The organism is Nocardia sp. NPDC006044, assembly GCF_042871115.1.
In the GTDB taxonomy this organism is placed as follows: Bacteria; Actinomycetota; Actinomycetes; order Mycobacteriales; family Mycobacteriaceae; genus Nocardia.
Map to the genome: position 1 here is coordinate 105,551 of NZ_JBIAID010000002.1, position 17,950 is coordinate 123,500.

Sequence of the window (17,950 nt, forward strand, 5' to 3'; positions counted from 1 at the left end):
ACTTCGCTCAACCCATCCGGCCCGCAATGCCTCGGCCGATCACAGACGAATGAACCACCGATGTGACCGTTGACACATCCGATGAGGCGGTGAGACAGTGAATGCATAGCCTTCTCAATGAGATAGAGGTCGACGATGACCAGGCCACTTCGCGCAACGACGCACGAGACCGTACCGCCGGACGAGCTCGACATCACCCAGTTCATCGATGGCATCGCCGGCCTGCTCGGCGGCGCCGCGAACGTCATCATGCAGCTCAGCTCCCGGCCGGTCGGCTACGGCGTGGTGGAGAGCACCGTCGACTGCGGAAAGGTCATGCTGCACCCGGTCAAACGGCTGCGGACCACGATCACCTACTTGGCCGTCGCCATGCTCGGCACCGAGGACGAACGCGCCGACTACCGCGAAGCCGTCAATCGTTCGCATCGCCCGGTGCATTCGACCGCGTCGAGTCCGGTGCGGTACAACGCCTTCGACCCGAGTCTCCAATTGTGGGTGGCCGCTTGCCTTTACTGGGGCGCGAAGGATCTCTACGAGCGCATGCACGACCCGATGGACGAGCAGACCGCCGACGCTTTCTACCGCTACAGCGCCCGCCTGGGCACCACTTTGCAAGTGCGCCAAGACATGTGGCCCGCCGATCGGCAGGCCTTCGCCGCGTATTGGGACACACATCTGGCCGGCACCACGATCGATCCACCGGTGCGCGACTACTTCAACGACCTGATCGAGCTGAAGATGCTGCCCCGGCCGGTGCAACTCGCCTGCGCCCGCCCGCATCGGTTCTTCGTCGCGGGCCTGCTCCCGCAGCACCTGCGCGACCAGATGGGTTTCACCTGGACCGCGCGCGACGAACGCGTCCTCCAGCACATCATGCGTGCCCTCGGCACCGCGCAGACCTGGCTCCCCCGCCAGGCCCGCATGTTCCCGATGAACGCCTACCTGCTCGACCTGCGCCTGCGCCGCCGTCTCGGCCTGCCCCTCGTCTGACCGTCCCATGGCGAGCACAACAGGTTGCTGAACGTTTGCGTGTCGCGACCACGGTTGCGCGTCGAGCGGTGTTATCTCGAAGTGCACCTGGGGGGCCGAGCCAGGAGGAAACGATGGGCTATCGGACTGTTGCGACCGCGGCCGCCGCCGCGGCGACCTACTGCGCACTGTTCGCGCCGATCGCCTGCGCGGAACCGCCCGCTCCGGACGTGGTCCCGCCGCGCACCTCGATCTCCATCCGCTCCACCCTCGGCCCGCACTGGAGCACCGCGAACGAACACGAATCGCGCACCAGCCTCTCGCTGACCAAGCTCTACCTGGCCGACTACGCGCTGCGGCACGGCGACGGCTCGCGCGCGGACCGCGACCTCGCCGAGCGGATGATCCGTTACTCCGACGACGGCGCGGCCACCGCCATGGAGGCCAAGTATCCGCAGGCGCTCAAAAGCATTGCGGCGGAATACCGGCTGACCGAAACACACTCCGCGGGCAGCTGGGGCGCGGCATACACCAGCACCGCGGACCTGACCGGCTTCCTGGACGCCAAGCTGCGCACCGACCCCGGCTCACCGATCTTCGACTGGATGGCCGCCGCGGGCCAGAGCGCCGCCGACGGCACCGAACAGGACTGGGGCACAGCGCGTGTGCCGTTCGTCCTCGGCACCAAGTGGGGCTGGTCGGATATCGGCGAACCCGATGTCGCGTCGGCCTCCTACGGCCCCGGCTTCACGGTCGCGGCGCACACGCACGGCACCGCGACCGAGCAGACCCTGGACATCCTCGGCGCACTCCCGCTGGCCGCCGTGGAACTGCTGACCGGCCGCTGACCCGGGTCAGGGCACCCGGAACGACACCACGATGTGATCGCGGGCGAACTGCCGGATCGCCACCTCGTCGCCGAGCGGAATCACCGTCTGCGGCGTCAAGGCCAGCGACAACGCGGTCCGCGCGATCATCTCCGCGAGCGGCTCCGGGTCATAGGCGGGCAGCTTGCCTTCCCGCTGCAACCGAGAGATGAACTCGGCCACGTAGTCTCGGCCGAGTTCGAGCACCGGCGCACCCTTGATGGTGAGATACGGCAGCACCAGCTCGGGCTCGGTCGCCAGCAATCGGTGCACGAGCCGGTTGTCCCGCAACCCGGTGATGAACGCGGCGAACAGCTCGACGATCTGTTCCTGCGCGCCCGCGTCGCGATCGACCTGCCGCTGCAAGGCGGCGTCGACGTCCTCGACGAACTCCCGGGTCTGCCGCAACCCGACCGCCTCGATCAGGTCGGACTTGCTGGCGAAGCGGCGATACAGCGTGGCGAGGGAGAGCCCGCAGCGCCGGGCCACCTCGACCATGCTGGTGCGTTTGATGCCGAAGTCGAGGAAGGCCAGCAGCGCGGCGTCGAGCACGCGCGTCTGATTGCCGTCTTCCGGACCGGCGCTTCGCACCAACGGCAGCAGTCTGGTCAGCCTCGCCATGCCGCCAGCCTATCCGGATCGCCGAAACGATGACACAAGAATCATTGCAGCGCATCATTGACACAGTTGACGAGACGATGAGAAAGTGAAATGAGAACCTTCTCATCCGTTCGCCGGTCCGGAGACCACCTCGGGCCCAGAAAGTCGAGGTCAACGATGACCGCACCGCTGCATCGGGTCGAGCCGCCGGCCCCGCCGGCCCTCACGCCGGAAACCGTCGAGCCGTACATGGACGGCATCGCGGCCTTCCTCGGCGGCACCGCCAACGTGATCATGCAGCTGAGCCTGCGCCCGGTCGGCCGCGGCGTGCTGGAGAGCCCGGTGGACAGCGGCAAGGTCACGCTGCATCCGGTCAAGCGGTTGCGCACCACGCTGACCTACATCGCCGTGGCGATGATGGGTTCCGACGAAGAACGCGCGGCCTACCGCGAGGCGGTCAACCGCTCGCACCGCCCGATCCACTCCGGACCGCAGAGCCCGGTGAAATACAACGCCTTCGATCCGAAGCTGCAACTGTGGGTGGCGGGCACCATCTACTGGGGCATCGAGGACCTCTACACCCGGATGCACGGACCCCTGGATCCGGCCGCGGCCGAGGCGCTCTACCAGTACAGCGCGCGGCTCGGCACCACCTTGCAGATGCGGCCGGACATGTGGCCGGCCGACCGCGCGGAGTTCTATCCGTGGTGGGAGGAGAACCTTGCGCGACACCGCATCGAGCCCGCCCTGCGCGCGTACTTCGATGACCTGATCGATCTCCGGATGATGCCGCTGCCGATCCGGCTCACCTTCGCCAAGGTGCAACGATTCATCGTGGCGGGGCTGCTGCCGCAGCACGTGCGCGACGAGATGCGGATGACCTGGACCGAGCGGGACCAGCGCCGATTCGACCGGCTGCTGCGCGGCATCTCGGTGGTGAACACCAGGCTGCCCAAGCAGGCGCGGCTGTTTCCGCTGAACCTCTACCTGTTCGACCTGCGCCGGCGGATGCGGCTGGGCAAGCCACTGGTGTAAGGCCTTTCAGGACTTGCTGACCAGGGCACGCAGGAAGAACGTGAGGTTGGCCGGCCGCTCGGCCAATCGCCTGGTGAGATAGCCGTACCACTGGCTGCCGTACGGCACGTAGACCCGCACCGCCCGGCCTTCCCCAGCCAGCCTCGACTGCTCGGCGTCGCGGACGCCGTACAGCATCTGATACTCGAAACGGTCAGGGCCACGGTCACTTTCCGCCGCGCGATCCTCGGCGTCGGCGATCGGCTCCGGATCATGGGTGGCCACCATGGGATAGCCGTCACCGAGCATGAGCGCGTCGAGGCAGCGCAGATAGGACTCGGTCACCTCGTACGCGCGCTGGAAGGCGACGTCGTGCGGCTCGCGATAGGCGCCCTTGCACAACCGGATTCGCGATCCCGGCCCGGACAGTTCACGGCAATCCGCCTCGGTCCGGCGCAGGTACGCCTGGAGAACCGCACCGAGCCAAGGGAATTCACCGCGCAGCTCACGGACGGTGGCCAGCGTGGCATCGGTCGTGGTGTGATCTTCGGCGTCGACGGTCACCCACACATCGGCCTGGGCGGCCTTGGTGCACAGGATGCGCAGGTTCTCGGTGGCGGTCGCGGGTCCGTCGTCCGGCAGGGCCTGGCCGAGCGCGGACAGCTTCACCGACACCTCGACGGGCGGTGCGTCGATCCCCGGCAGTGCCGATCGATTCAGCGCGGCGAGGTCGTTGATCAGCGAAAGATATTCGGCCACTGTGGCATCGGCCTGACTCCGGTCGGTGGTGTTCTCCCCGAGGAAATCCACGCTGACCATCCGGCCGCTGTCCAGCAGCGCCTGCGCCACCTCGATCAGCTCGGCCCGGGTTTCCCCCGCGACGAACCGCCGCACGATGTCGGCGGTGATCGGGATGCCGGTGAGCGCACGCTTCAGCCGCGGCGACTCCGCCGCCGCGAGGATGAGGGGACGCAGCGGATTCACCGGTCACTCCCCCATGTGCGGGTAGCGGTAATCGGCGGGCGGGACGAAGGTTTCCTTGATCGTGCGCGCGGCGACCCAGCGCAGCAGGTTCAGCGGGGAGCCCGCCTTGTCGTCGGTACCGGATGCGCGCGCGCCGCCGAACGGCTGCTGACCGACCACCGCGCCGGTCGGCTTGTCGTTGATATAGAAGTTGCCGGCCGCGAATCGCAGTGCGGCGCCGGCCTGTTCGATCGCCTGGCGATCCTGCGCGAACACCGCGCCGGTCAGCGCATAGGGCGCGGCGGCGTCGACCTCGGCCAGAATAGCCGCGTAGGAATCGGGCCGGGCGTCGTCGTAGACGTACACCGACAGGATCGGGCCGAAATACTCGGTGGCGAAGGACTCGTCGTGCGGATCATCGGCCAGCAGCACCGTGGGCCGGACGAAATACCCCTCGCTGTCGTCGTAGGTGCCGCCGACCGGGATGGTGATCCCCGCGTCCCTGGCCCGGCGGATCGCGGCGGCGTTCTTGTCGAACGAGCGCTGATCGATCAGTGCCCCACCGAAATTGGACAGGTCGGTCACGTCGCCGTAGGTCAGCCCGTCGGTCAGGTGCAGGAACTCCTCACCCATCTCGCGCCAGACCGACCGCGCGATATAGGCGCGTGAAGCCGCCGAACACTTCTGCCCCTGATACTCGTAGGCCCCGCGAATCAGCGCGGCCCGCAACGCATCCGGATCGGCCGACGGATGCGCGACGATGAAGTCCTTGCCGCCGGTCTCCCCGACCAACCGCGGATAGCCGTGATACCGGCCGATATTCGTGCCGACCTGCTGCCACAGGTACTGAAAGGTCTTGGTGGAGCCGGTGAAATGAATCCCGGCCAGCTGCGGATCGGCCAGCGCCACTTCCGACAGATCGATACCGTCACCTGTGACCAGGTTGATCACGCCCGGCGGCAACCCGGCGGCCTCGAGCAGCCGCATCGTGTAGTACGCCGACAACGTCTGCGTCGGCGACGGCTTCCACACCACCGTATTGCCCATCAACGCGGGCGCGGTCGGCAGATTCCCGGCGATCGCGGTGAAGTTGAACGGCGTGATGGCGTAGACGAACCCCTCCAGCGGCCGGTAGTCCAGCCGGTTCCACACCCCCGCACTCGACTCCGGCTGCTGCTGCATGATCTGCCGCGCGAACGCCACATTGAACCGCCAGAAGTCGACCAGTTCGCACGGCGCGTCGATCTCGGCCTGCTGCGCCGACTTCGATTGCCCGAGCATGGTCGCCGCGGCCACCGTTTCCCGCCACGGCCCGGCCAGCAGATCCGCCGCGCGCAGGAAGACCGCCGCCCGCTCGTCGAACGGCAAGCTCCGCCATCCCGGCGCCGCCGCCATCGCCGCGTCGATCGCGCCTTGCGCTTCGGACCGCGTGGCGTCGGTGTAGGTCCCCAGTACCTGACTGTGCCGGTGCGGCGCGACGACAGCATGCCGCTCGCCACTGCCCGGCCGGTGTTTTCCGCCGATGACCAGCGGAATCTCGACGGTCTCCGCGGCGATCTCGGCCAGCTTGGCGACCAGCCGTTCCCGCTCCGGACTGCCGGGCGCGTAGGTATGCACCGGCTCGTTGCTAGGGGTAGGAACAACCGTGACAGCGTCCATACTTCAGGCTAACGCCGCCCCGCGCCCCGTGCCTTTGCCCGTCGTGCGTGTCGGGCGTCCGTCGGCCGAGCGCCACGAAAGGCGATCGTCGTGCTGGGGCCGTGGTGCGAGCTGATTACGCCGCGGCGGTCAGGCGTTCAGCGGCCGCGGCGATGCGTTCATCGGTGGCGGTCAGGGCGATGCGGACATGCTCGGTGCCGGTCGGCCCGTAGAAGTCGCCGGGCGCGGCGAGGATGCCGCGATCGGCGAGCCAGTCGAGGGTGGCGCGGCACGGTTCGCCGCGAGTCGACCAGAGGTAGAGGCCCGCCTCGGAGTGATCGATGCGGAAACCGGCCTGCTCCAAGGCTTTTCGCAGAACCTCACGCCGGAGCCGGTAGCGCTCGCGCTGCTGCGCCTCGTGCGTGTCGTCGCTCAGGGCCGCGGTCATCGCGGCCTGGATGGGGAACGGCACCATCATGCCGGCGTGCTTGCGCACCTCCAGCAGCTCGGTGACCAGCGCCGGGTCGCCCGCGACGAAACCGGCACGGTAGCTGGCCAAGTTCGAGGTTTTCGACAGCGAATGCACGGCAAGCAGATTCGTGTGGTCGCCGTCGCAGACCTCGGGGTCGAGGATGGAGACCGCCCGGCCCTCCCAGGTGAGCCCGAGATAGCACTCGTCGGAGGCGATGATCACGTCGCGTTCGCGCGCGAATTCGACGACCTTGCGCAGGTGATCCACGCCGAGCACGCGACCCGTCGGATTCGACGGCGAGTTCACGAACATCAGCGCGGGCGTGCGCGGACCGAGCTGGGTGAGCCCGTCGGCGCGCGCGATCTGCGCGCCCGCGAACAGCGCGCCCACCTCGTAGGTCGGGTAGGCGACCTCGGGGATGACGACCAGGTCGTCCGCGCCGAGGCCGAGCAGCCGGGGCAGGCCGGCGATCAGTTCCTTGGTGCCGATCGCAGGCAATACCGAGGCCGGGTCGAGACCGGTGATCCCGTAGCGCCGCTTGAGCGCGTCCACCGCGGCCGCGCGCAGCTCAGGGGTGCCGTGTGTGGCCGGGTAACCGGGTACCGCCGAGGCCGAACTCAAGGCCGTGCGGATGAGCGGATCGACCGGGTCCACCGGGGTGCCGACCGACAGGTCGACGATCCCGCCGGGATGCGTCGCCGCCTTCGCCTTCACCGAAGCGATGGTGTCCCAGGGAAAGTCGGGGAGCAGACTGCTGACCCGGTTACGCGCGGACACGGCAGAGCTACTCGCTCGCCATCGGCGGCAGTTCCTTGATGAACGGCGGGTCGTATTCGACCTGGCCGACCTTGGTCGCGCCGCCGGGCGAGCCCAGCTCGTTGAAGAAGTCGACGTTGGCGTTCACGTAGCCGGACCACTGGTCGGGGGTGTCGTCTTCGTAGAAGATCGCCTCCACCGGGCACACCGGTTCACATGCACCACAGTCCACGCACTCGTCGGGATGGATGTACAGCATGCGACCACCCTCGTAGATGCAGTCCACGGGGCATTCCTCGATGCATGCCTTGTCCTTCACGTCAACGCACGGTTCAGCGATGATGTACGGCACTGCCGCTCTCCTAGTCTGTCCTCACCTTGCGGGGATAGTCCGCCCAGCGAAACCCTATCCGGACACCCCACGCTACTCCGGGTCAGTCTTACCTAACTTCAGATGTTCCGCACGCCACTCTCGCCGTCCGAAACCCCGGTCAGGACCAGGCTGTTCGGAGCCGTCCCACGTCATCGCGGGTACGGCCCCGGCTGTTCGGAAACCTCCCGGTCGGGCTACCGGTATTCCGGCAATCCGACCAGATCCGAATTCGATCGCCGCGTGGCGCCTTGTCTATCACCGCCACCGGCAGTTACCGGAAGCCTACGCCGCTATCCCACGGTGAGGGGCAACGCCGAAACCCTGTGCTGCGGAACGCCGTACGTGGTGGTCCGTTCCCGGGCCGGACGGCCGATGCCCGCGGCGATGTCGACCAGCTCCGCGACGGTCTTCGCCGAGCCGTGCTGCGAGCCGGCCATCCGGGAGATGGTCTCCTCCATCAGCGTGCCGCCCAGGTCGTTGGCGCCGCTGTTCAGCATCACCCGGGTGCCGATCGTGCCGAGCTTCACCCAGCTGGTCTGGATGTTATCGATCCGCCCGTGCAGCATGATCCGCGACAGCGCGTGCGCGGCCTGGTTGTCCCGGTTCGTCGGCCCCGGTCGCGCGGCGCCCGCCAGGTACAGCGGCGCGCTCTGATGCACGAACGGCAGCAGCACGAATTCGGTGAAACCGCCTGTCTCGTCCTGGATTCCGCGCAGCACGCGCAGGTGCCCGACCCAGTGCTTCGGGTTGTCCACGTGCCCGTACATCATGGTCGAGCTGGAGCGCAGGCCGATCTGATGCGCGGTGGTGATCACCTCGATCCAGGCCGAGGTGGGCAGCTTGCCCTTGGTGAGCACCCAGCGCACCTCGTCGTCCAGGATCTCCGCGGCGGTGCCGGGGATGGTGTCCAGGCCGGCTTCCTTCAGCGCGACCAGCCAGTCCCGGATGCTCTGCCCGCCGCGGGAGGCGCCGTTCACGATCTCCATCGGGCTGAACGCGTGCACGTGCATCGACGGCACCCGCCGCTTCACCGCCCGGACGATGTCGGCGTAACCGGTGACCGGCAGGTCGGGGTCGATGCCGCCCTGCATGCAGACCTCGGTGGCGCCGTCGACGTGCGCCTCCCAGGCCCGGTCGGCGACCTCGTCCATGCTCAGGGTGAACGCGTCGGCGTCGCCCTTGCGCTGGGCGAACGCGCAGAAGCGGCAGCCGGTGTAGCAGATGTTGGTGAAGTTGATGTTCCGGTTGACCACGTAGGTGACGTCGTCACCGACGGTGTCGCGGCGCAGCTGATCGGCCAGCGCGGCCACTGCCTCCAGGTTCGCGCCGTCGGCCGTGGCCAGGGCCAGGTATTCGGCATCGGAGAGTCCGGCCGGATCCTTCTCCGCCGCCCGCAGCGCGGCGAGCACCTCGGAGTCGAGGCGTTCCGGCGCGACCACCGCGAGGTCGCGGGCCTGCTCCCGGATGGTGTCCCAATCCCCGAACGCGCCCACCACGTCAGTGCCTGATTGGCGACGTTCACGGTGCCCTTCGTGGTCACGCAAGCTACCGCCTTCGGGCCCGTCGCTCACGCCGCGGCCGATCGCGGAATCGCTGCGACTCTCGGTGTTACGCCCCTCGGTGTCGATCGAGGTGTTGAGGTCGACTCGACCGGCGGACTCCCAGGACTGGTCCGGTTCCTGCCAGGGCAGACCGACCGGCATCGCGTCCGGGTTTGCCAGTCCGGTCACCGGATCGCTGAGCGCGGCGACGTGCGCGCCGATCCGCGGATCGATCCACGGGCTGCCCGCACGCACATACTTCGGGTGCGCGGAGGTCCGCTCGACCAGCTGGTAGCCGGCCGCCTCGGTGATCTCGCGCAGGGTGTCCAGGTTCGGCCAGGGCCGTTCCGGGTTCACGTGATCCACCGTCACCGGCGACACGCCACCCCAGTCGTCGATACCCGCGTCGATCAGCGCCAGGCAGTCCTCGTGCGACACCAGATTCGGCGGCGCCTGCACCGGCACGTCCGGGCCGAGCAGCAGCCTGGTCACCGCGATGGTGGCCAGGAACTCCTCGATGCCCGCGTCCGGGACGTCGCGCATGGCGGTGTCGTCCTTGGCCCGGAAGTTCTGGATGATGACTTCCTGGATGTGCCCGAAAGCCTTGTGCTGCTTGCGAATCGCCATGATCGACTCGGCCCGCTCGGCGATCGTCTCGCCGATGCCGACCAGCAGGCCGGTGGTGTACGGGACGGACAGCCGGCCCGCGTCGGTGATCGCGCGCAGCCGGACCGCCGGGTCCTTGTCCGGGCTGCCGTAGTGGCATTCGCCCTTGTCGGTGAACAGCCGGGTGGCGGTGGTCTCCAGCATCATGCCCATGGACTGCGCGACCGGCTTGAGCCGGGAGATCTCCTCCCACGACATCACGCCGGGGTTCAGGTGCGGCAGCAGTCCGGTCTCCTCCAGCACCATGATCGAGACGGCGCGCAGGTAGTCCAGGGTGGAGTCGTAGCCGCGCTCGTCGAGCCACTGCGCGGCCTCGGGCCAGCGATCCTCGGGCCGGTCGCCCAGCGTGAACAGGGCTTCCTTGCAGCCCAGCGCGGCGCCGCGACGGGCGATGTCGAGCACCTCGTCGGGTTCCAGGAACATGCCCTTGCCCTCGGCGCGCAGCTTGCCCGGCACGGTGACGAAGGTGCAGTAGTGGCATTTGTCCCGACAGAGGCGGGTCAGCGGTATGAAGACATTGCGCGAATAGCTGATCGTCTTGGGCCGGCCGGCCGACTCCAGCCCGGCGTCACGCACCCTGGCGGCGCTGTGACTCAAATCTTTCAGGTCGTCGCCGGTCGCGTGCAGGAGCACGGCGGCCTCGTCCACATTCAGCGTGACGCCGTCACGCGCTCGTCGCAGGGCCCGGCGCATGGCCGAGGGGGAAGGGGGTGCGGCAGGAATGGTCGGGCTCGGCAGTTCGGTCACGCCTCCGCCTCGCTGACGCTCGGTTCCACCGTGATCGGTGGTGCTGTGTTCGGGGTTCCTTCGCTACGCTCAGTCACGGCTTCGATCATGCGCTAACCATCCGGACCTGTCTCCTTCCGATGCTGATGAGTGAGCGTAACGACCGGAACCCACCGGGCGCGGGACGCTGCGCTCACCACGGAGCCCTGGGACAGCGAGGCACCATGTGAGCGTTGACAACTGCGCGAGGCTCGGGGAAATTCCACCGGCACCCGGGTGGATTCCCGTACCGCCGGTCCGGCCGCGCCGCGCCGCACGCGATCGGCAGCCCCCACGGCCGGAGTTCGTGGAACCATGGCAAGCATGTCGCAGCCGCGCACGATCATGGCCGATCCGGCCTGGCGCCCCAGTCCGAAGGCGAAACTCTTGTGGACCATTCAGGCCGTCCTGGTCTGGGTGGTTCCGTTCGCGGCGCAGCTCGTGTGGGCAGTGCTCGACTCCGGTAATCGGGGGTGGCAGCTCGGTGTGTTGCTGGTGACGCTGGTGCTCGCCGGGTTGAACATCGGGGTGGTGCCGTGGTGGCGGTACGCGGTGCACCGGTGGGAGGTGACCGAGGAGGCCGTCTACACCCGGGTCGGCTGGCTCACCCAGGAGAGCCGGGTGGCGCCGATCTCGCGGGTGCAGACGGTGGATACCGAACGCGGCCCGCTGGAGCGGTTGCTCGGCCTGGCCACGGTGACGGTGACCACCGCCTCGTCGGCCGGCGCGGTGCAGATCTCCGGACTCGATCTCCCGGTGACCGAGGAGACCGTCACCCGGCTGACCCGGATCGCGGCGCAGCATCGAGGCGACGCGACGTGAGTGCTGTGCAGGCCGTCGCGCCGGAGACCGATCAACCGTGGTCGCGGCTGGACAAGCGAATGCTGTTGGTACATCCGGTCACCGAGGTGGTGAAGTTCATCCCGGTGCTGATCGGGTCGGTGATCCTCGGCACCAGCAGCGGCAACCACGTGTGGAGCGTCATCCCGCTGGCCTTGATCGTCGGGTTCGCGCTCACCCGCTGGTTCACCACCACGTATCGGGTCGGGCCGACCCATGTCGAGCTGCGCACCGGGCTGGTGCAGCGCAAGAAGCTCGCGGTGCCGCGGTCGCGGATCCGGTCGGTGGACATCGAGGCGGACCTGCTGCACCGGCTGCTCGGCTTGGCGGTGCTGGCCATCGGCACCGGGCAGCAGGCGGATTCGGGCGAGAAGTTCAAATTGGACGCGCTGGACGCGCGTTTGGTGCCCGACCTGCGCACCGCGTTGCTCGCGCACACAGGGCAGACGGCGCAAAGCGTTGCCGGGCAACCCCTTCCGGATGACTCGACCGGCCCCGAAAGCCAGGACGCACAACCCGGACGCGAGATCGCGCACTGGAATCCGGGCTGGGTTCGGTACGCGCCGCTGTCGTTGACCGGTTTCGCGATCATCGCGCCGATCGTCGGCCTGGCGTTCCAGTACGGCGTCGGGCAGGTGCTGTTCCGTTCGGACGCGGTGCGGCGGGTGGAGAACGGCGGCGCGGCGCTCATCGCGATCGGCACCGCCGGGTTGATCGTGGTGATCGTGCTCATCGTCAGCCTGGCGGCCTGTGCGCGTTATCTGACCACGTATTTCGGCCTGCGGGTAATCGATGACGGCCGGACGCTGCACCTACGCCACGGCTTGTTCACCACCCGGCAGATCACCCTGGATCTGGCCCGCTTCCGCGGCGCGACGGTAAACGAGCCACTGCTGCTGCGGCTGGCCGGTGCGGCCGAACTGGAGGCCATCATGGTCGGGGCGAGCCCCCGGCAGAAGATTCTTCCGCAGGCGCCGCGCACCGCCATCGAACACACGTTGAGCCATCTGCTCGCGCCGGATGAGTTCCAGGACAAGGCGATTCCGCCGGCCGCGGGTCCGACACCCGGTAGCGCGCCGCTGGTCCCGCACGGGCCGATCGCGCGGCGCAGGCGGTACACCCGCACGCTGGGCCCGATCGCCGTGGCCACCCTCGTCATGCTCGGCTTCTCGGTTGCGGGCGCGGGCTTTTCGCCGTGGTGGTATCTGATTCCGGCGCTGTCGGTTCCGGTCGCGATCGCGCTGGCCGAGGACCGGTATCGCGGCCTCGGCCACACCGTGCTGCCCGAAACCCCTACCAGCCCAGCCTGGTTGATCGCCCGGTCCGGCTCACTGGGCCGCGACCGGGACTGCCTGGAGGCGCCCGGCGTGATCGGCTGGACCGTCCGGCAGTCGTTCTTCCAGCGCCGGGCCGGCGTGGCCACCGTCGTCGCGGCGGCGGCCGCGGGCAAGAAGCGCTACCACGTGCTCGACCTTCCGATCGATGAAGCCTGGGCCCTCATCGACTCGGTCACGCCGGGGCAGCTCGGCGAGCGCTAACGCCGGCTGAACAGCCCGGAATTGATCCGGATGTAGATATAGATCAGCGGCGGCACCAGTCCGCAGAACAGCAGCAGCACGGTGCGCCAGTCGCTGGCCAGCATGATGTCCCCGCCGGGGCCGGTGCTCGCGCACACGAGGAAACCGAAAGTCCAGGCGGCCAACGGCAGGAACATCGCCGCGACCCGGGTCGAGACGGCGCGGGCGCCCATTACCAGCAGGATGTTCACCACGCCCGCGAGCACCCCCGACAACGGAAACGCGGTGCTGCCGAAGTAGGTCGGCAGATACAGCACTTCCAGCGCCAGCGTGATGAACGCGTCGATCACCAGCACCACGAGGACGAGCGGCGCCAACCAGGGCGCCACCGGGGCGGGCGACTCCAGATAGGAGACGGGCGCGCGGCCGCCCGGCTGACCGTCGACGGCCGTCTTCACGGCACCGGCGGGAAGCCGAGCAGGGTCAACAGATGACTCTGCATGTCGACGAACCCGTACAGCACCGTCAGATACAGGTCGTGTTGCGCCTGCCAGTTCGGCTTCATGCTGTCCACGAACGCGACGATCGCGTCCTGGACCGACCAGTTGTACATGGCAGCGAGTCTATTCCGGCATCGCGGCGGCCGTGCCCCGCATGATCACTTCTCGCCGTCGACCGGGAGGTTGGCCACCACCGGGAACTCGCCGGTGTAGCCCGCCCGCTCCTCGGCGATGGCCAGCACTCGCTTCCGCGCCACCAGCCAGCCGACGATCAACATGGGGATGATCAGCACGAGCGTGGCGACGGTCCAGGTGCCCACCGGATAGTCGAAGCCGGTCAGCACCACCACGAAGAACAGGAACACCAGCGTCAGCAGCCCGGTGTAGGGCGCGCCGAACATGCGGAACGACGGCCGTTCCGCCTTGCCCTGCTTGCTCCACCGCCACAGCTGCAACTGGCACAGCACGATGGTGGCCCAGGAGGCGACGATGCCGAGCGAGGCGAGATTCAGCACGATCTCGAAGGCGCGGTCCGGCACCACGCCGTTGAGCGCGATGCCGACCAGCGCGATCAGGCTGGTCAGCAGGATGCCGCCGTAGGGAACGCCGTTGCGCCCCATCACGCCGGTGAACTTCGGCGCGCTGCCGTTCATCGACATGGACCGCAGGATGCGTCCGGTCGAATACAGTCCGGCGTTGAGGCTGGAGAACGCGGCGGTGAGCACGACCAGGTTCATCACGCTGCCGATGCCGGGCACGCCGAGCATGGTGAAGAAGGTGACGAACGGGCTTTCCTTGGCGGTGTAGGCGGTGTACGGCAGCAGCAGGCCGAGCAGCACCAGCGAACCGACGTAGAAGACCGCGATGCGGAAGATCACCGAGTTGATCGCGCGCGGCATGATCTCGGCCGGGTTCTCCGTCTCGCCCGCCGCCGTGCCGACCAATTCGACCGCCGCGTAGGCGAATACGACACCGGAGACCACCACGACCAACGGCATGATGCCGGTCGGGATCAGGCCGCCGTTGTCTGCGATCACGCTCGGCCCGGTCGGGTTGCCCTGCACGGTGAACCGGCCGATCAGGAAGATCGTGCCGACGATCAGGAACGCGCTCAGCGCGAACACCTTGACCAGCGCGGCCCAGAACTCCATCTCGCCGAACCACTTCACCGAGATCAGGTTGATGCTGAGCACCACGACCAGCGCGATGAGCGCGAGCAGCCACTGCGGGATGCTGCTGAATCCGGACCAGTAGTGGAAGTACTGGGCGATCGCGGTGGTGTCGGCGATGCCGGTCATGGACCAGTTGAGGAAGTACATCCAGCCGGCCACGAACGCGGCCTTCTCGCCGAAGAACTCACGCGCGTAGGACACGAACGACCCGGAGGACGGCCGGTGCAGCACGAGTTCGCCGAGCGCGCGCAGGATGAGGAACGCGAAGAATCCGCAGACGCCGTACACCAGGAACAGTCCCGGTCCCGCATTGGCGAGCCTGCCGCCCGCACCGAGGAACAGCCCCGTGCCGATGGCGCCACCGATGGCGATCATCTGCAGCTGCCGCGGTTTGAGACTCTTGTGATAACCCTCGTCCTCGAGGCTGAGGTGAGCCTTGTCGCCGACCGCCGTCATGAACCGCTTCGCCTCCACATCGATGAATTCGAGATCACGGGAACGGTACCCGGCGAAAGATTTCGAGGTAACAGCAACCCTCAAGCTACGAATATTCGCAGCTCAGGGCACATTCGAAGAGTACGCCGAATTCCAGCAGGAAGTACGAACAGCCAGCCGCCGGATCGCTGGAAGTTCGCTATTCGAGGCCGGCGAGCAGATCATGTTCACGACCGTCCGTACCGACCGGTCCGCGTCGTCCGCGTACCAGGGTGTAGCACTCCTCCGGCAGTACCGGCTGAGCAACATTGTTGGACAGGGCGAATTCGCGGCCGGACGGCGCCACCGTGACCTGCGTGGCGTGCGCCCGCAGCGCGGCCCGCTTGGCCGCGAGCGCGTCGGACACGTCGATGGTGGTGGTCACGGTGCGGCTCGGCACGCTCGCCAGCTCGCCCTCGGCGGGCAGCCGCCAGCCCGACGGCAAAGCGCCGGGCAACCCGTCCACGGTGCGCTTGGCCAGCGCGTTCGTGTGCTGGCGCAGCATGTCGGCGTCGGTGACGGTCCAGTAGAACTTGGGCGTGTCCCAGCCCTGCTCGGCGGCGGAATGCACTGCGGCCGTGGCGATCTGGTGGGCGCGAATATGGTCGGGGTGGCCGTAGCCGCCGTTCGGGTCGTAGCCGATCACCACCTGCGGGCGCAGTTCCAGGATGACCTCGGTGAGCGCGCGCACGGCCTCCTCACCCGACTTCACGAACACACCCGGCTTCTCCGCCGCCGGGGTGCCGGCCATGCCGGAATCGCGCCAGTGGCCGGCACCGCCGAGGAAACGCGGCGGCGCGGCATCCAGGGCCTGCAGGGCCCGGGTCAGTTCGAGAACGCGGTAGCCGCCGAGTTGATCGGCGCGGTCGGCGGTGAGCTGGGCCCACTCGTCGCCGATGACCTCACCCTCCTCACCGAGCGTGCAGGTCACCACGGTCACCGGCACGCCACGGCGCCGGTAGTGCGCGATAGTGCCACCGGTGGTGATGGATTCGTCGTCCGGGTGCGCGTGCACCAGCAGCAGGCCGCCGGTCATTGGATCTTGCGCCACTGGCCCGCGTCGCCGAAGATGCCGACCTGGATGCTGCCGCTGAGCGACGCGCCGTCCACCCGGGGGCCGGCCGCGGCGACCACGTTGTCCTGCACGATCGGCAGCACCGTGGCCAGCTCCCACAGCTTCGGCTCGGCCTCGGCCAGCACCCGGCCGGTCTCGATGCCGCGCAACGCCTCGTCGATCGGCAGCTGCAGGGCCGGGTCGCACACGCCGGAGAGGTTGGCGGGCGCGCGGCGCGCCGGATCCGAGCTCTGCTGCGCCGTACCGGCGGTCCCGGTGCCGGGTTCCGGTGGCGGGCAACCGTATCGGGACGCGAGCACGGTGGCCGGATCGGAACCCGCACGCTCCCAGCCGACTATCGCGTCGACCGTGCCTTCGACGAGCTCGCGCCCGTAGAGCTGATCGGCGGAGACGCTGCGTACCGTGGCATCGATTCCGGCACTGCGCAATTGGTCGGCGGCGGTATTGGCGACCGCGAGGGCGGTGGTGTCGCCCTCGGCCGCGCCGATCCGGATCGACAGGGATTTACCGTTTTTCGCGACCGGGCGCGGCGTCGGCGCGGGCGAGGTCGGCGAGTTCACCGGCGGCGCCTCCGGCGCACGGCCATAGCCTGCCTCCGCGAGCAACGCGAACGATTCCTCGGCCGGCGGCCGCGGCGGCGAGGTGGGCGCGTAGCCGGGATCGGACGGCGAAAGTATCTGTGCGCGAGCCGGTTCCACCCAGCCACCGGTCTGCGCGCCGACCGTGGCGAGCAGCGCGGGATCGAGCAGCGCCAGCACGGCGCGGCGGACCCGGATGTCGCTCACCGGTCCGGTCCTGGCGTTCAGCGCGAGTTGCAGCACCCGCGACTGCGGCATGATCGCGGTGCGCACCGACGGGATGGCGGCCAGCTGCGCCTGCGTCGCGACGCCGCCGTGCACCAGCGTCATCTGAGCGTCGTTGGTGCGCAACGACTCCGCCAGCTGCGCCGGCGTGCCGCCGCGTCGCAGCAGGATCTCGTCCGGGGCGGCCGGGGTGCCCCAGAAGCGCGCGTTGCGCTCCAGCAGGACCTCCTCCCGCTGCGGATCGACGTTCTTGATCGCGAACTGCGAGCCGGACACCCGGATGCTCTTCACCCAGCCGTCCTGGAACCCCCCGGGCGAATCCTTCATCAGATGCGAGGGCAGCAGATTGGTGAACAGCTGCTGCCAGGCCGGATACGGCTCCCGCATCTTCACCGTGACCAGCTTGCCGCCGTCGGCCGAGCCGATGTCGGTGATCAGCCGGTAGCCCGCCGAGTCGGTCACGCCGGGCTGGGAAATCATTTGCTGCCACAGGAATTGGAAGTCCTCGGCGGCGATCGGCGCACCGTCGGACCAGTTCGCCTCGTTGCGCAGCGTGTAGGTGATGGTGAACGGATCCTGCGCGCTGACCTCGGCCGAGGCGAGCAACGACGTATCCGGCACCCAGTCGGTGACGCCCGGCGCCGACTGACTCGGCACCGGGCGGAACGGACTCGGCAGCACCATCGAACTCAACGCGGCCGAGGCAGGCGACTGATCCGAGCGCAGATGCGGATTGAATCCGATCCCGATCGTGTCGATCGCGACGACCACCGTGCTCTTGCCCGGCTTGGCCTGCGTCGTCTTCGGACTGTCGGTCGTCTCGATCGGCGGTGGCGGGTTCGCCGTACAGCCGGCGAACACCGTCAACGACGCCGTCACGATGATCAGCAGTGCGCGCCACGTGGCGCGATTCCTTGCCCCCGTGCTCACGCTGCGCACTCTACCC

The 17,950-nt window shown here is 68.4% G+C and carries 16 protein-coding genes; 5 read left to right on the top strand and 11 right to left on the bottom strand.

Annotated features, from left to right (window positions below):
* The first annotated feature begins 135 nt into the window (after positions 1-135).
* Both ACFYO1_RS18030 and ACFYO1_RS18035 read left to right on the top strand, forming a co-directional pair.
* Positions 136-990 (top strand): oxygenase MpaB family protein, encoded by an 855-nt coding sequence (locus ACFYO1_RS18030; protein WP_387232111.1) that lies wholly within the window; start codon positions 136-138, stop codon positions 988-990.
* Between the two features lie 113 nt (positions 991-1,103).
* Positions 1,104-1,817, top strand: coding sequence for a hypothetical protein (locus ACFYO1_RS18035; RefSeq protein ID WP_387232113.1), 714 nt, complete (start codon positions 1,104-1,106; stop codon positions 1,815-1,817).
* Positions 1,818-1,823: 6 nt separating this feature from the next.
* Here the strand turns inward: ACFYO1_RS18035 and ACFYO1_RS18040 are convergent, their stop codons facing one another.
* A complete protein-coding gene (locus tag ACFYO1_RS18040) occupies positions 1,824-2,456 on the bottom strand; it encodes a TetR/AcrR family transcriptional regulator (RefSeq protein ID WP_387232115.1) in 633 nt (210 codons plus the stop codon).
* A gap of 156 nt (positions 2,457-2,612) precedes the next feature.
* On the opposite strand from ACFYO1_RS18040, the gene ACFYO1_RS18045 reads away from it, so the two are divergent.
* Complete coding sequence (locus tag ACFYO1_RS18045; RefSeq protein ID WP_387232117.1) at positions 2,613-3,470, top strand: oxygenase MpaB family protein; 858 nt, start codon at positions 2,613-2,615, stop codon at positions 3,468-3,470.
* A gap of 6 nt (positions 3,471-3,476) precedes the next feature.
* Here the strand turns inward: ACFYO1_RS18045 and ACFYO1_RS18050 are convergent, their stop codons facing one another.
* From ACFYO1_RS18050 to cofH, 5 genes are all read right to left on the bottom strand, one after another.
* Positions 3,477-4,433, bottom strand: coding sequence for a proline dehydrogenase family protein (locus ACFYO1_RS18050; RefSeq protein ID WP_387232118.1), 957 nt, complete (start codon positions 4,431-4,433; stop codon positions 3,477-3,479).
* A 3-nt stretch (positions 4,434-4,436) separates the two neighbouring features.
* The gene (pruA, locus tag ACFYO1_RS18055) at positions 4,437-6,071 is read right to left on the bottom strand and encodes an L-glutamate gamma-semialdehyde dehydrogenase (RefSeq protein ID WP_387232120.1); all 1,635 of its coding nucleotides are present in this window, start codon (positions 6,069-6,071) and stop codon (positions 4,437-4,439) included.
* Positions 6,072-6,186: 115 nt separating this feature from the next.
* On the bottom strand, positions 6,187-7,299 hold the full coding sequence (gene dapC / locus ACFYO1_RS18060; RefSeq protein ID WP_387232122.1) for a succinyldiaminopimelate transaminase: 1,113 nt from the start codon (positions 7,297-7,299) through the stop codon (positions 6,187-6,189).
* Between the two features lie 7 nt (positions 7,300-7,306).
* Complete coding sequence (fdxA, locus tag ACFYO1_RS18065) at positions 7,307-7,630, bottom strand: ferredoxin (RefSeq protein ID WP_150402310.1); 324 nt, start codon at positions 7,628-7,630, stop codon at positions 7,307-7,309.
* Positions 7,631-7,941: 311 nt separating this feature from the next.
* Complete coding sequence (cofH, locus tag ACFYO1_RS18070) at positions 7,942-10,551, bottom strand: 5-amino-6-(D-ribitylamino)uracil--L-tyrosine 4-hydroxyphenyl transferase CofH (protein WP_387235182.1); 2,610 nt, start codon at positions 10,549-10,551, stop codon at positions 7,942-7,944.
* A 396-nt stretch (positions 10,552-10,947) separates the two neighbouring features.
* Between cofH and ACFYO1_RS18075 the strand changes: the two genes are divergently transcribed.
* Positions 10,948-11,445 (top strand): PH domain-containing protein, encoded by a 498-nt coding sequence (locus ACFYO1_RS18075; protein WP_387232124.1) that lies wholly within the window; start codon positions 10,948-10,950, stop codon positions 11,443-11,445.
* Between the two features lie 59 nt (positions 11,446-11,504).
* The gene (locus ACFYO1_RS18080) at positions 11,505-13,001 is read left to right on the top strand and encodes a PH domain-containing protein (RefSeq protein ID WP_387235185.1); all 1,497 of its coding nucleotides are present in this window, start codon (positions 11,505-11,507) and stop codon (positions 12,999-13,001) included.
* Here the strand turns inward: ACFYO1_RS18080 and ACFYO1_RS18085 are convergent.
* The 5 genes from ACFYO1_RS18085 to ACFYO1_RS18105 form a co-directional block, all read right to left on the bottom strand.
* A complete protein-coding gene (locus ACFYO1_RS18085; RefSeq protein ID WP_387232126.1) occupies positions 12,998-13,438 on the bottom strand; it encodes a hypothetical protein in 441 nt (146 codons plus the stop codon). The genes ACFYO1_RS18080 and ACFYO1_RS18085 overlap by 4 nt on opposite strands.
* Positions 13,435-13,593 (bottom strand): hypothetical protein, encoded by a 159-nt coding sequence (locus tag ACFYO1_RS18090; protein ID WP_364722276.1) that lies wholly within the window; start codon positions 13,591-13,593, stop codon positions 13,435-13,437. The genes ACFYO1_RS18085 and ACFYO1_RS18090 overlap by 4 nt, the downstream gene beginning before the upstream one ends.
* A 45-nt stretch (positions 13,594-13,638) precedes the next feature.
* Positions 13,639-15,108, bottom strand: coding sequence for an amino acid permease (locus tag ACFYO1_RS18095; protein WP_387235188.1), 1,470 nt, complete (start codon positions 15,106-15,108; stop codon positions 13,639-13,641).
* A 178-nt stretch (positions 15,109-15,286) separates the two neighbouring features.
* A complete protein-coding gene (gene mshB, locus ACFYO1_RS18100; RefSeq protein WP_387235191.1) occupies positions 15,287-16,162 on the bottom strand; it encodes an N-acetyl-1-D-myo-inositol-2-amino-2-deoxy-alpha-D-glucopyranoside deacetylase in 876 nt (291 codons plus the stop codon).
* Positions 16,159-17,943 carry an ABC transporter family substrate-binding protein gene (locus ACFYO1_RS18105; RefSeq protein WP_387232128.1) on the bottom strand — a complete coding sequence of 595 codons (1,785 nt, stop codon included), beginning with the start codon at positions 17,941-17,943 and terminating at the stop codon, positions 16,159-16,161. The genes mshB and ACFYO1_RS18105 overlap by 4 nt, the downstream gene beginning before the upstream one ends.
* Positions 17,944-17,950: the final 7 nt, after the last annotated feature.